The sequence below is a fragment of the Corynebacterium freneyi genome (assembly GCF_030408835.1).
GTDB lineage: Bacteria > Actinomycetota > Actinomycetes > Mycobacteriales > Mycobacteriaceae > Corynebacterium > Corynebacterium freneyi.
In genome coordinates this window covers 554,712-568,512 of record NZ_CP047357.1, presented here as the reverse complement: position 1 = coordinate 568,512, position 13,801 = coordinate 554,712, and the positions used below count along the sequence as shown (strand labels likewise).

Annotated in this window: 7 protein-coding genes; 4 read left to right on the top strand and 3 right to left on the bottom strand. The window is 69.3% G+C overall.

The genetic code is table 11. The annotated features are described in order from the left end of the window. Positions 1 to 57: 57 nt before the first annotated feature. Together CFREN_RS02435 and CFREN_RS02430 are read right to left on the bottom strand one after the other, a co-directional pair. Positions 58 to 2,103, bottom strand: coding sequence for an acetyl/propionyl/methylcrotonyl-CoA carboxylase subunit alpha (locus tag CFREN_RS02435; protein ID WP_070519453.1), 2,046 nt, complete (start codon positions 2,101 to 2,103; stop codon positions 58 to 60). Positions 2,104 to 2,136: 33 nt separating this feature from the next. After that, entirely contained in the window at positions 2,137 to 3,711 is a 1,575-nt protein-coding gene (locus CFREN_RS02430; protein WP_070519454.1) for a carboxyl transferase domain-containing protein, read from the bottom strand. 456 nt (positions 3,712 to 4,167) lie between these two features. Here CFREN_RS02430 and CFREN_RS02425 point away from each other — a divergent pair, with 456 nt between their 5' ends. After that, entirely contained in the window at positions 4,168 to 6,321 is a 2,154-nt protein-coding gene (locus CFREN_RS02425) for an AMP-dependent synthetase/ligase (protein WP_209654101.1), read from the top strand. A gap of 150 nt (positions 6,322 to 6,471) precedes the next feature. Here CFREN_RS02425 and CFREN_RS02420 read toward each other — a convergent pair whose 3' ends face one another. Beyond that, positions 6,472 to 8,172, bottom strand: coding sequence for a class I adenylate-forming enzyme family protein (locus CFREN_RS02420; RefSeq protein WP_209654103.1), 1,701 nt, complete (start codon positions 8,170 to 8,172; stop codon positions 6,472 to 6,474). Positions 8,173 to 8,353: 181 nt separating this feature from the next. Between CFREN_RS02420 and CFREN_RS02415 the strand changes: the two genes are divergently transcribed. Genes CFREN_RS02415 through CFREN_RS02405 form a run of 3 tightly spaced genes read left to right on the top strand, consistent with a single transcriptional unit; the run spans position 8,354 to position 13,762 of the window. After that, on the top strand, positions 8,354 to 10,132 hold the full coding sequence (locus tag CFREN_RS02415) for an acyclic terpene utilization AtuA family protein (RefSeq protein WP_209654105.1): 1,779 nt from the start codon (positions 8,354 to 8,356) through the stop codon (positions 10,130 to 10,132). Then, a complete protein-coding gene (locus CFREN_RS02410; protein WP_070519459.1) occupies positions 10,129 to 11,724 on the top strand; it encodes an acyl-CoA carboxylase subunit beta in 1,596 nt (531 codons plus the stop codon). The genes CFREN_RS02415 and CFREN_RS02410 overlap by 4 nt, the downstream gene beginning before the upstream one ends. Positions 11,725 to 11,737: 13 nt before the next feature. Next, positions 11,738 to 13,762, top strand: coding sequence for an acetyl/propionyl/methylcrotonyl-CoA carboxylase subunit alpha (locus tag CFREN_RS02405; protein ID WP_209654107.1), 2,025 nt, complete (start codon positions 11,738 to 11,740; stop codon positions 13,760 to 13,762). Positions 13,763 to 13,801: the final 39 nt, after the last annotated feature.

The window sequence follows — 13,801 nt, the reverse complement described above, 5'->3', positions numbered from 1 at the left end:
CCGGGTGGCTTTTCGGGGTGGGTCGGGGCTTGTCGGGATGTGGCGGGGTGCGCCGGGTCAGCCTTCGTCGGGGACGACCGTGGCCAGCGGAACCTCGGTGGACACCTGGGCGCCGGCCGCGACGTGGTACTCGACGACGCCGGCGGTGGCGGCCCGGAGAGTGTGTTCCATCTTCATGGCCTCCACGACCAGGACCGGGTCGCCGGCCTCGACGCGGTCACCGTCGGCCGCCGACAGGGCGATGACGGTGCCGGGCATCGGCGAGGTCAGGGTGCCGTCGCCCGCGCCGTCGTCGTCGGCGGCCGAACGGACGACGTTTTCGCGGTGCAGCACCCAGGTGCCCTCGTCGGAGGAGACGATGACGTCGGTGCCGCGGCGGCTGGCGACGGTCTCGACCTGCCAGTGGCGGGCGACGCCCTCGCAATCCACGCGCCAGCGGTCACCGTCGCGGTGGATGCCCGCGGCGTAGTCGCGGGGCTCCGGGGCCTCCTCGCCCTCGGCCGGTTCGCTGATGCCGGCGACGCGGGCGTCGACGGTGACGGTCGCGTCGTGGGGCGTGCCCGACACGGCGATGAGGCTCGAACCGCTGGTCGTGGCCAGGCGGAGGCGCTGGGTGCCGGGGCGACCCGAGCGCCAGGCGTCCGGCACGGCCCACGGCGACGCCGGACCCTCGGGCCACCGGGAGGCCAACCACGCCATCGCGGCGGCGACCAGGGCTTCGTCGGGCACCGGGAAGTCGGCGTAATCCCCTGCGACGCGGTCGAGCAGGCCCGTGTCCAGGTCGCCCGAGGCCACCTCGGGCACCGAGAGCAGGTAGCGGCAGAAGTCGACGTTGACGCCGACCCCGGCGACGACCGTGTTCGCCAGCGCCCGGTCGAGCCGGTCGAGCGCCTCGGCGCGGTCGGCGCCGTGGACGATGACCTTCATCAGCATCGGGTCGTACAGCGACGTCACCTCGGAACCGTCGGCGATGCCGGAGTCGACGCGGACGCCGGGGCCGGAGGGCTCGACGACCCGGGTGACGGTGCCGCCGGTGGGCAGGAACCCGGCGGCCGGGTCCTCGGCGTAGACGCGCGCCTCGATGGAGTGGCCGGTCATCCGGACGTCCTCCTGGGCGATGGGCAGTTCCGCGCCGCGGGCGATGGTCAGCTGCAGGGCCACCAGGTCCAGGCCGGTGACCTCCTCCGTGACGGGGTGCTCGACCTGGAGGCGGGTGTTCATCTCCATGAAGTAGAACTTGTCCGGCTCGGCGGACGGGACGATGAACTCCACGGTGCCGGCGCCGACGTAACCGCAGGAGCGGGCGGCGTCGCAGGCGGCTTCGCCGATGCGGGCGCGCACGGCGTCGTCGAGAAGCGGGCTCGGCGCCTCCTCGATGACCTTCTGGTGGCGGCGCTGCAGCGAGCATTCGCGCTCGCCGAGGTGGATGACGTTGCCGTGCGAGTCCGCCAGCACCTGCACCTCGATGTGGCGCGGGGTGTCCACGAAGTGCTCGATGAACAGCGAGTCGTCGCCGAACGCGCCGGCGGCCTCGCGACGGGCGGTGACCAGCGCGGCGGGCAGATCCTCGATGCGCTCGACGCGGTGCATGCCCTTGCCGCCGCCGCCTGCGGACGGCTTGATCAGCACCGGGAAGCCGATGCCGGGCGCCGCCTCGATGAGCTCCTCGTCGGTCAGACCCGGGCGGGAAATGCCGGGCACGGTGGGCACGTCGCGCTTTTCGACGGTCGCGCGCGCCGAGATCTTGTCGCCCATCGTGTCGATGGCCGACGCCGGCGGGCCCATGAAGATGACTCCGGCGTCCTCGCAGGCGCGGGCGAAGTCCGCGTTTTCGGACAGGAAGCCGTAGCCGGGGTGGATCGCCTGCGCACCGGTGCGGCGGGCGGCGTCGAGGATGCGGTCCGCGACGAGGTAGGACTCGCGGGCCGGCGACGGGCCGATGTGGACGGCGACGTCGGCGAGGCGGACGTGGGGGGCGTCGGCGTCGGCGTCGGAGTAGACGGCGACGGAGCGGACCCCCTGTTCGCGAAGGGTGCGGATCACGCGGCAGGCGATCTCGCCGCGGTTGGCGACGAGAACCGTGTTGATGGCGATGTCGGTCATGCTCTTCTCTCCTTTCCGTGGTGTCGATTCGGGTTACATCCGGAAGACGCCGTAGCCCTGCTCGTCGAGCGGGGCACCGCCGGCGACTTCCAGCGCCATGCCGAGGATCCGGCGGGTGTCGGCGGGGTCGATGACGCCGTCGTCCCAGAGTCGGGCCGACGAGTAGTAGCAGTGCGACTGCTTCTCGAACTGCTCGCGGACCGGGGCCTCGAAGGCCTCCTGCTCCTCCGCCGACCACTCGCCGCCGGAGCGTTCGATCTGGTTGCGGCGCACCGTCGACAGGGTCATGGCCGCCTGGGGGCCGCCCATGACGGCGACGCGGGCGTTGGGCCACATCCACAGGAAGCGGGGCGAGTACGCGCGGCCGCACATGGAGTAGTTGCCGGCGCCGAACGCGCCGCCGATGACCACGGTGAACTTGGGCACGCGGGTGGTGGCCACCGCGTTGACCATCTTCGCGCCGTGCTTGGCGATGCCCCCGGCCTCGTACTCGCGGCCGACCATGAAGCCGGTGGTGTTCTGCAGGAACACCAGAGGGATGCCGCGCTGGTCGCACAGCTCGATGAAGTGGGCGCCCTTCTGGGCGGACTCGGCGAAGAGGACGCCGTTGTTGGCGATGATGCCCACCGGGTGCCCGTGGATCCGCGCGAACGCGGTGACCAGGGTGGTGCCGAATTCTGCCTTGAACTCGCGGTATTCGCCGGCGTCGACGATGGTCTCGATGACCTCGTGGACGTCGTACGGCTGGCGGGGGTCGACCGGGACGATGTCGTAGAGGTCGGTCTGCTCGCGCAGCGGCTCGCGGGTCTCGCGCACCTCCCACGGGGCGTCGGCGGCCAGCGGCAGCGTGTCGACGATCGCCCGGACGCGGTGCAGCGCGTCGGCGTCGTCGAGGGCGAGGTGGTCGGTGACGCCGGAGGTCTTGGAGTGCAGGTCGCCGCCGCCGAGTTCTTCGGGGGTGACGTCTTCGCCCGTCGCGGCCTTCACCAGCGGCGGGCCGGCCAGGAAGATGGTGCCCTGCTCCTTGACGATCACGGCCTCATCGCTCATCGCCGGGACGTACGCGCCGCCGGCGGTGCACGAACCGAGGACGGCGGAGATCTGCGGGATGCCCTTCTTGGACAGGTTCGCCTGGTTGTAGAAGATGCGGCCGAAGTGGTCGCGGTCCGGGAACACCTCGTCCTGGTTGAGGAGCATCGCGCCACCCGAGTCGACGAGGTAGATGCAGGGAAGGCGATTGGCGTCGGCGATCTCCTGGGCGCGGAGGTGCTTCTTCACCGTCATCGGGTAGTAGGTGCCGCCGGACACCGTCGCGTCGTTGGCCACGATCATGCAGCGACGTCCCTCGACGAGGCCGATGCCGGCGACGACGCCCGCGGCCGGAACCTTGCCGCCGTACATCTCGTGGGCGGCGATGGGCGCCACCTCGAGGAAGGGGCTGCCCGGGTCGAGCAATTCGGTGATGCGCTGGCGGGGCAGCAGCTTGCCGCGGGCGACATGACGCTCGCGGGCCTTTTCCGGGCCTCCCTCGGCGGTGCGGGCGAGCAGTTCGCGCAGGTCGGCGACGAGTGCCTCGTGCTTTTCACGGTTGGTGGCGGGGTCCGTCATGTGCGTCTCCGTGTGGGGTGAAGGTCTGCGAAACAGTGCGGTCGCCCGCACTGCGTTAATTTCGATTAACTCTCTGCGGCGGAACAATACTGTGATGCGAACCACTTGCAAAGTGAAACTATGAAACGCGTCACCCCCGCGCCGAAACCCCCACGCAAGGACGGGTGGAGGTCGAACACCGTTCCACCCCGGCGAATGACGCAAAAAGTCCCACCAATTCAGTTAGTCGCGACTAACCGAAACGGGGGTACCGCAGGCATCTCCCGCCACGCACCCGACCCGCCATCACGCCCGCGCCCCGAAAATGGGAGCAAAAGCAACGGCACGGTCACAATCTGGCGAATTTTCCCATGCAAACCAGTTTGCATGCCTAACATTCCATTGAACGTGATCCACGCCACCCCGCAGTGACGTCGACGCGCCCTCCTCCACCGACCGCCGAGAGAAAGCGACACCATGAACGCGCCGCAAAAGGACCTCAGCCCGCCGCCCATCAGCACCATCGGCCTGCCCAAGCCCCAGATCGGCGACGGGTACGGCTGGAAAATCGACGGCTACGCCTCCCCCGCCGACGAGCCCATCGACCGCGAAGTCCTGGAGAACCCGGCCCCCAGCGTCGGCGCCATGGTGTGGCGCCGCGCCACCGCCACCCCGGACCGGCCGGCGTGGCGTTTCCGCGACGCCGATGAAAATTGGGTCGAGCTCACGTGGGACCAGTTCCGCGGCGTCGTCGAGGAGCATTCCGCGGGCCTGCTCGACGCCGGCCTGCGCAAGGGTGACGCAGCCGCCCTCATCTCGGGCACGAGCATGCAGTGGGTCAACTCGGACATGGCGCTGATGTCGATCGGCGTCAACTCCGTGGCCATCTACCCCACGTCCGTGCCCGGCGACATCGAGTTCATCATCAACGACTCCGGTTCGCGCATGGTCATCGCGGAGGACGGCGACCAGGTGGCCAAGCTCCTGGAAATCCGGGATGCCATCCCGGGCGTGGAGCACGTGTACGTCATCGACGACTCCTGGTCCGCGCAGGTGCAGGCCGTCAATTCCCCGGCGGGCATCTCCGCCGAGGACATCGCCGACTGGGTCTCCCCCCTGGCGGCGCTGACCGCCCGGGGTCGTGCGCTGCTGGCCGCCGACCCGCACGTGGTCCGCCGCGCGATCGACGACGTCACCCCGGACACCATCGCCGCCTTCCAGTACACCTCGGGTACGACCGGAAAGCCGAAGGGCGCCATCATCCCGCACAGCGCGTGGATGAACAACATCGCCTCCGTGACGTCGACGCCGAACCTGTACGACAAGGACGTCCATTTCCTCTGGCTGCCGATGGCGCATCTGATGGGCCGCTTCCTGCTGTACCTGTCCATCAACACGGGCATGCTCACCGCGATCGACGGGCGCATCGACAAGATCGTCGAGAACCTGCAGGACATCAAGCCGACCCTCATGGGCGGCGCGCCCCGCATCTTCGAAAAGGCCTACTCAGCCATTCATGCCCAGTTCGAGGGCAACGGCATCAAGGCGAAGCTGGGCAAGGTCAGCATGGCGTTGGCCATGGAGGCCACCGAGCTGCGTCTGGCGGGCAAGGAGGTGCCGAAGTGGCTGGAATTCCGCCTCCGCATCGCCGACAAGGTCGTGCTGTCGAAGATCCGCGACGCCCTCGGCGGCAACGTGCGCATGTTCGTGTCGGGTTCGGCGCCGATCAACCAGGACATCACCAAGTGGTACCTGTCGATGGGCATGCCCATCGTGGAGGGCTTCGGTCTCACCGAGGGCTGCATCACCCACCTGACGCGACTCAACGCGTACCGCATCGGTTCCGTCGGCTGGCCGTTCCCGGAAGTCGAGCAGAAGATCGCCGAGGACGGCGAGCTGCTGCTCAAGAGCGCGTGGAACATGACCGGGTACTACAACCGCGAGGACGCGACGGCGGAGACGCTGCCCGGCGACGGTTACCTGCGCACGGGCGACATCGCCCGCATCGACGACGACGGCTTCGTATACATCACCGACCGCAAGAAGTCGCTGTACAAGTCCTCCAACGGCAAGTACATCGCCCCGGCGCCCATCGAGTCGGAGTTCAAGGGCCTGTGCCCGCTGGCCATGGAGCTGGTCACCTATGGCGAGGGCAAGAAGTTCATGGTCGGCATGGTCGTTCTGGAGGAGAAGGCCACGCGCGAATGGTGCGAGCGCAACGGTTGCGAGGCGGAGACTTTCGCGGACATGACACGGGACCCGAAGGTCGTCGCCGTCGTGCAGGCGTCGCTGGGCCGGCTCAATTCCGAGCTGAACTCGTGGGAGCAGGTCAAGCGGTTCCGCATCCTGGACCGTGAGCTCACCGTCGACGCCGACGAGCTGACGCCCAGCCTCAAGCTGCGCCGCAAGCACGTCCACGAGAAGTTGAAGGACAAGTTCGAGGAGCTCTACGCCGACCCGATGGCACCGGGCTGCCACGAGTCCGCCGGCGTCAAGTGGGTCAGCTTCGAGCAGCCCGCGCTGCACGAGCACCCGGTTCTGGCGGAGGACGAGGACATCCACCTGCGTCCCTCCCGCCACCGCCGCGAGCACCGCGAACACCGCGAACACCGCGAGCACCGCGCACACTAGGCGGCGTCGGCCGGTGGCGACGGTCGGATCCCCGTGATCCGACCGCATGCCGGCCCTCATGACGAAGACCTCCGATGCGGCGGGGAAATCCATTCCCCGCCGCACCGGAGGTCTTTCGCGGTTCGGCCTCCGCCTTTCAGGGGCCGCCGGCTATTCCGACGCGCCGGGTCGGTGCCCCTCGCGGTGGCGCACGGCCTCGCGCAGCTCGGCTTTCCGGATCTTTCCGGTTCCGGTCCGCGGCAGCAGGTCGGTGACGATGAACTCCCTGGGGCGGTGCGAGCTCGTCAGGGTCTCGCGGCCGTGCCGGTCCACCGAGGCGATGAACTCCGCCAGCCGTTCGGGGTCCTGCGCGATGTCGCCGGAGGGAACGACCACGGCGACGACGCGTTCGCCCCATTGGTCGTCGCTCTTGCCGATCACGGCGACCTCCTCGATGTCGGGGTGGTCCATCAACGTGGCCTCGACGGATTGCGTGGAGACGTTTTCGCCGCCGGTTTTGACGACGTCCTTGATGCGGTCGACGAACCAGAAGATCCCCTCGTCGTCGAAGGACCCCATGTCGGCGGAGTGCAGCCAACCGCCGGCGAACACTTCGGGAGACTCGGCCAGGTAGTTCTCCATGACGCCGCCGCCGCGGTAGGCGAGCTCTCCGGTTTCGCCCGTCGGCAGCACGGTGCCGGTGCCCTGTTCGACGACGGTGGTGGTGGTCAGCGCGGTGCCGTAGCCCCAGCTGCCACGGTTGTCGGGATCCATGTCCGGCCATTGGAGGAAGCCGACCGGCAGCGCCTCGGTCATCCCGGATCCGAGCATGACGCGCACGCCCGGCAGTCGCTTTGCGACGAGTTCCCGCAGGCCCTCCTTCATGGGGGCCATCCCGTACAACAGCGTTTGCAGGTGATCGAGGGAATGGCCGTGGGCGGCGCTCCAGTGCAGCAGCCCCTCGATCATGATCGGCAGGCCGACGAAGTGGGTGGTCTTCGACTCCACGATGGTCCGGCCGAGCTGCTCCATGTCGAATCCGGGCAGAACGTGGACCGTGCCGCCCATGGACAGCATCGGCAGCATGATCGCGTTGAGCGCGGTGGTGTGGAACAGCGGAAGCACCAGCGTGGACACCGATGGTTCGGTGCCCCAGTTGATTCCGATGTACGCGGCGTTGGCGTGCATGGAGAGCATGACCGCGACGTGGCTGGTCAGCACTCCCTTCGGGTCGGCGGACGTGCCGGAGGAGAACATCACCTGGGCGATCTGACGGTCGGCGATGACGACCTCGGGCGGGGAGTCGGGGTCGATGCCCTCGACGTCGTCGGCGAGTCGCTGGAACTCGTCCCAGGACCAGTACCTGGATCCCGACAGGGACGACAGGCCTTCTCCGGGAGCGCGTCCGATGACGATGATGTGCTCGAGGTCGTCGGAAAGCTCGGCTCCGATCAGGTGCAGCTGAGGAAGCAGGTCCTCGTGGACGATGATGACCCGCGGTCCCGTCGCGCGGATGGCCTTGACGATGCTCGCCGCCCCGCCCAGGAGGTTGATCATCATCGCCGCGGCACCCATCTTCGCCGCACCGAGGTAGCCGATGACGATTTCCGGGCAGTTCGTGGACATCACCGCGACGGGTTCGCGCGATCGCACGCCGAGGGCGGCCAACCCGTGCGCCAGTCGGTTCGCCTCTTTTTCCAGCTGGGCGTAGGTGATCGAACGCCGGTCGCCGACGATCGCGGTCCGGTCGCCGAAGGTCGCCGCCGACCGGGTGGGCATGTCTCCGATGGAGATGCGACGGGCGAGCGCGCGATCTCGCTCGGCCCCGGTGACCAGGTCCGGGTCAATGGTTTCTGTGATGGGCAGGCGCATTGCGCTGGCCCTCCTTTCTCGCCACGTGGGAGCCGGCACGCGATTTGTGACGCCGGCCACACCTGAAGCTAAACGAACGATTCAAAACAGTCAATCGCGCTTGCTTTTTTTCTTTCGGCGTGCGATTGTGATGCACGGCACACAAAACGAACGGTTCCACCACCAGCGAAGGGAGGCCCGCATGTCCGAGGAGACGAGGGCACCGGTTCGGATCGGAAACATGTCCGGGTTCTACGGCGACCGGGCCGCCGCCATGCGCGAGATGCTCGAAGGCGGCGAGCTCGACTACCTCACCGGCGACTACCTGGCCGAACTGACGATGCTCATCCTCGCCCGAGCGAAACAGAAGGATCCCGCCCGGGGATTCGCCGCCTCGTTCCTCAAGCAGGTCGGCGACAACCTCGAGCTCATCGCCGAACGCGGCGTCAAGCTCGTCGCCAACGCCGGCGGCCTCAACCCGGCCGGACTCGCCGACGCGCTGCGCGACCTCATCGAACAGCGCGGACTCGACCTCACGGTCGCCCACGTGGAAGGCGACGACCTGCTCCCCCGCCTCGGCGAACTCGGACTCGACGAGAGCGCCCTGGCCGCCAACGCCTACCTCGGGGCTTGGGGCATCGTCGAATGCCTGCGGGCCGGAGCCGACATCGTCGTCACCGGCCGCGTCACCGACGCGTCGGTCATCGTCGCCCCCGCCGCCCACCACTTCGGCTGGTCGCGCGACGACTACGACGCCATCGCCGGCGCGATGGCCGCCGGCCACGTCATCGAATGCGGCATGCAGGCCACCGGCGGCAACTACGCGTTCTTCAACCGACCGGGCGAAATCTCCGACCCCGTCCACCCCGGCTTCCCCATCGCCGAAATCGACGCCGACGGCACCAGCGTGATCACCAAGCACGAGGGCACCGGCGGCTCCGTGACCGCCGGCACCGTCACCGCCCAGCTGCTGTACGAGGTCACCGGCGCCCGCTACGCCGGCCCCGACGCCACCCTGCTGCTCGATCACCTCGAGCTGACCGACGACGGCCCGGACCGCATCCGCATCAACGGCGCACGAGGCGAAGCCCCGCCGCCGACCCTGAAGGTGTCCGTCAACTCCATCGGCGGCTTCCGCAACGAGGTCACCCTGTACCTCACCGGCCTCGACATCGAGGACAAGGCCAACCTGGTCAAGGCCCAGTTCCAGGCGATCGAGCCCAAGCCGGCGCAAATGGACCTGCGCCTCGAACGCACCGATCACCCGGACGCGGACACCCAGGTCGCCGCCACCGCCCGTCTGACCGCCGTCGCCTGGGATCCCGACAAGCGCGTGGCCGACTCGTTCTCCCGCGCCGCCGTCGAATTCGGCCTGGGCACCTACCCCGGTGCCTTCTTCCACTCGCCGCCGCCGAAGTCGAGCCCCTACGGCGTCTTCACCCCGGCGTACGTGCCGCAGGACGCGGTCACCCACGTCGCGGTCCTGCCCGACGGCACCACCGCCACCATTCCGGCGCCGACCGACACCCGGGCCCTCGGCTCGGACCACACCGCCCTGCCCACCCCGGCCGCCCCGGAGACCGGGCCGACCGTCAGCGCACCGCTGGGCCGCGTGGCCGGAGCCCGCTCCGGCGACAAGGGCCCCGACGCCAACATCGGCGTGTGGGTCGAAGACGACGCCGCCCACGCGTGGCTCACCCACGCCCTGACCGTCGACAAGCTCCGCGAACTGCTCCCGGAAACCGCCGACCTCGACATCGAACGCCACGAATTCCCCCGCCTGCGGGCCGTGAACTTCGTCATCCGCGGTCTGCTCGGACGCGGCGTCGCCCACGGCGCCCGATTCGACCCGCAGGCCAAGGGCCTGGGCGAATGGCTCCGCTCCCGCCACATCGAGGTTCCGGCGGCGCTGCTCGACCACGACGCCGACTCCCCGACCACAGACCCCCACGCCACCACCGAAAGCGAGGCCCGGCGATGACCGCCCCGACCACCGTCGACCCTTCGTCCGCAGAGTACGCCGCGGCCGAACGCGCGATGCTCGAAAAGCTCGACCGGATCAACTCCCACATCGACGAAGCCGTCGCCGGCGGCGGCGAAGCCAGCGTCGCCCGCCTGCGCAAGCGCGGAAAAATGACCCCCCGCGAACGCATCGAAACCATCCTCGACCAAGGTTCGCCCTTCCTCGAGCTGTGCCCCCTGGCCGCCTGGGGCTCCCAGTTCACCGTGGGCGCGTCGCTCGTCGGCGGCATCGGCGTCGTCGAAGGCGTCGAATGCCTCTTCATCGCCAACGACTCCACCGTCAAGGGCGGCACCTCCAACCCGTGGACGCTGCGCAAGATGCTGCGCCTGCAGGACATCGCCCGCGAAAACCGTCTGCCGCTGATCAACCTGGTCGAATCCGGCGGCGCCGACCTGCCCACCCAGAAGGAGGTCTTCGTCCCCGGCGGCGCGATGTTCCGGAACCTGACGCAGCTGTCGGCCGAGGGCATCCCGACCATCGCCGTCGTGTACGGCAACTCCACCGCCGGCGGCGCGTACGTCCCGGGCATGTCGGACCACATCGTCATGATCGAGGAGCGCTCCAAGGTCTTCCTGGCCGGCCCGCCCCTGGTCAAGGCCGCCACCGGCGAGATCACCGACGACGAGTCCCTCGGCGGCGCGGACATGCACGCCCGCACCTCCGGCCTGGCCGACCACCTCGCCGTCGACGAGCACGACGCGGCGCGCATCGCCCGCTCGATCGTCCGCCGCCTCAACTGGACCAAGGCGGGCCCGGCCCCCCGCGGCTCCGGCGCGGCCCCGCTGCTCGACCCGGAGGAGCTGGTGGGCATCGTCCCGGAGGACCTGAAGAACCCCTTCGACCCCCTCGAGATCATCCACCGCATCGTCGACGGTTCCGAGTTCGACGAGTTCAAGCCGCTGTACGGTTCGAGCCTGGTCACCGGTTGGGCGGAGATCCACGGCTACCCCGTCGGCATCCTCGCCAACGCCCGCGGCGTTCTGTTCAGCGCCGAGGCCCAGAAGGCCACCCAGTTCATCCAGCTGGCGAATTCCTCCGACACCCCGTTGCTGTTCATGCACAACACCACCGGCTACATGGTCGGCAAGGAGTACGAGCAGAACGGCATCATCAAGCACGGCTCGATGATGATCAACGCGGTGTCCAACTCGAAGGTGCCGCACATTTCGCTGATCACCGCCGCCAGTTACGGCGCCGGCCACTACGGCATGTGCGGCCGCGCCTTCGATCCGCGGTTCCTGTTCTCGTGGCCGTCGGCCCGGTCGGCGGTCATGGGCGCCGAGCAGCTGGCCTCCGTCGTCAGCTCCGTCGCCGCCGCATCCGCCAAGGCCCGCGGCAAGGACATGAGCCCGGAGGCGGAGCAGGCGATGTTCGACCGGATCCGCGAGCAGATCGAGGCCGAGTCCCTGCCCGAGTTCCTTTCCGGAATGCTTTACGACGACGGCGTCATCGACCCGCGAGACACCCGAACGGTGCTGGGCCTGGCCCTTTCCGCCATTCATTCCGGACCCATCGAAGGCGCCGACGGCTTCGGCGTTTTCCGGATGTGACCAGGAGACGACGATGAACGACAACGACATCACCATCACCCCGATCAGCCCGGTGCTGGTCGCCAACCGCGGCGAGATCGCCCGGCGCATCATCGCCGCCGCCCACCTGCGCGGCCTCCAGGCCGTGGCCGTGTACTCCGACGCCGACGCCGACGCGCCCTTCGTCGCAGAGGCGGATGCGGCCGTGCGGCTGCCCGGCAACACTCCCGCCGAGACCTACCTCGACGTCGATCTCATCCTCGACGCCGCCCGCCGCACTGGCGCCCGCTCGATCCACCCGGGTTACGGGTTCCTGTCCGAAAACGCCGGTTTCGCGCGCGCCGTGGCCGACGCCGGGCTGGTCTGGATCGGCCCCTCCCCCGAGGCGATCACCGCGATGGGATCGAAGATCGAGGCCAAGGCCATGATGGCCGACGCCGGGGTCCCGGTCCTGGGCAACCTGGGGGTCGACGAGATCACCGAGGACATGCTGCCGGTCCTGGTCAAGGCCGCCGCCGGCGGCGGTGGTCGCGGAATGCGCATCGTCCGCGACATGGACTCGTTGCACAAGGAGCATGCCGCGGCCGCCGCGGAGGCGAAGTCCGCGTTCGGCGACGACACCATCTTCATCGAGCGGTTCATCGAGTCCGGCCGGCATATCGAGGTCCAGCTGATGGCCGACTCCCACGGCACGATCTGGACCGTCGGCGAGCGAGAATGCTCGATCCAGCGTCGCCACCAGAAGGTCATCGAGGAAGCGCCCTCGCCGCTGGTCGAAGCCATCGACGGGATGCGCGACCGCCTGTTCGAGGCCGCCCGCAACGCCGCCCGCGCCACCGACTACACCGGCGCGGGCACGGTCGAGTTCCTCGCCGACCACAAGGGCGAGTTCTTCTTCCTGGAGATGAACACCCGCCTGCAGGTGGAGCACCCGGTCACCGAGGCCACCACCGGCCTGGACCTGGTGTCCCTGCAGTTCGACGTCGCCGCCGGCCTGCCGCTGCCGTCGCCCGAGCCGCCGGCGGCGCAGGGCTGGTCCGTGGAGGCCCGCCTGTACGCCGAGGATCCGGCCAACGATTGGCGGCCGATGTCGGGCGACCTGACGCGCCTGGACTTCGACGACGTCGTCTCCTCCTTCTCCGGCCCGGACCGCGCGGGACTGCGCCTCGATTCCGGTTTCGAACCGGCCCCGGGCCGCCCGGCGACCGTCGGCACGAACTACGACGCGATGCTGGCCAAGGTCATCACCTGGGCCCCCACCCGCGCCGAGGCCGTCTCCCGACTGTCCGCGGCATTGCGACGGGCGCGGATCCACGGGCTCGGCACCAACCGCGACCTGCTCGTCCGCATTCTCGACGACGGCGAATTCCGCGCCGGCACCTTCGACACCTCGTACCTGTCCGACGAGCGCCTGGCCGAGCTGTCGGCGCCCCTGGCCGACCCGGCCACCACCGCCCTCTCCCTGTTCGCGGCGGCCGCCGCGGCGGAAGAGGAAACCCTGTCGGACCTGCCGACGCCGCCGGTGCCCGCCGGTTTCCGCAACGTCGGCCGGGCGTCGACCGAGCACCGGTTCCAGGTCGGCGACGAAGAAGTCACCACCGAAATCATCCGCACCCGCCGCGGCAACCCCCGCGGCACCGGCGACGCCGACGGCGCCGAGGTCGTCGGCATCGAGCGACGCGGCGACGCGACGGTCGTGCGGGTCGAACGCGACCGCGTCGTCATCCCGTTCACCGTCCGCACCTACCCCGACGGCGCCGTCGGCGTCGACTCCGGATTCGGCCCGGTCAACGCGGTGAAACTGCCCCGTTACGTCAACCCGTCGCTCGCGGCGGCCGAAGGCTCGCTGCTGGCGCCGATGCCCGGCTCGATCATCGCCGTCCACGTCGCGGCCGGCGACGAAGTCGAGGCCGGACAGATTCTGCTGTCCATGGAGGCCATGAAGATGGAACACGCCATTCGAGCCGGCACCGACGGAATCGTCGACGAACTCCCAGTCGCCGTGGGCGACCAAGTGGATGCGGGCCGAGTGCTGGCCGTCGTCAAGCCCGCGGAATAGCCCGGCGCTCCCATCCCCTTCTCCTCCCCCGCTCCCCTT

Excerpts from the sequence above, each read along its gene's own strand:
- CFREN_RS02425 (WP_209654101.1), top strand. The coding sequence starts at position 4,168 with ATGAACGCGCCGCAAAAGGACCTCAGCCCGCCGCCCATCAGCACCATC.
- CFREN_RS02430 (WP_070519454.1), bottom strand. The coding sequence starts at position 3,711 with ATGACGGACCCCGCCACCAACCGTGAAAAGCACGAGGCACTCGTCGCC.
- CFREN_RS02420 (WP_209654103.1), bottom strand. The coding sequence starts at position 8,172 with ATGCGCCTGCCCATCACAGAAACCATTGACCCGGACCTGGTCACCGGG.
- CFREN_RS02410 (WP_070519459.1), top strand. The coding sequence starts at position 10,129 with ATGACCGCCCCGACCACCGTCGACCCTTCGTCCGCAGAGTACGCCGCG.
- CFREN_RS02415 (WP_209654105.1), top strand. The coding sequence starts at position 8,354 with ATGTCCGAGGAGACGAGGGCACCGGTTCGGATCGGAAACATGTCCGGG.
- CFREN_RS02435 (WP_070519453.1), bottom strand. The coding sequence starts at position 2,103 with ATGACCGACATCGCCATCAACACGGTTCTCGTCGCCAACCGCGGCGAG.
- CFREN_RS02405 (WP_209654107.1), top strand. The coding sequence starts at position 11,738 with ATGAACGACAACGACATCACCATCACCCCGATCAGCCCGGTGCTGGTC.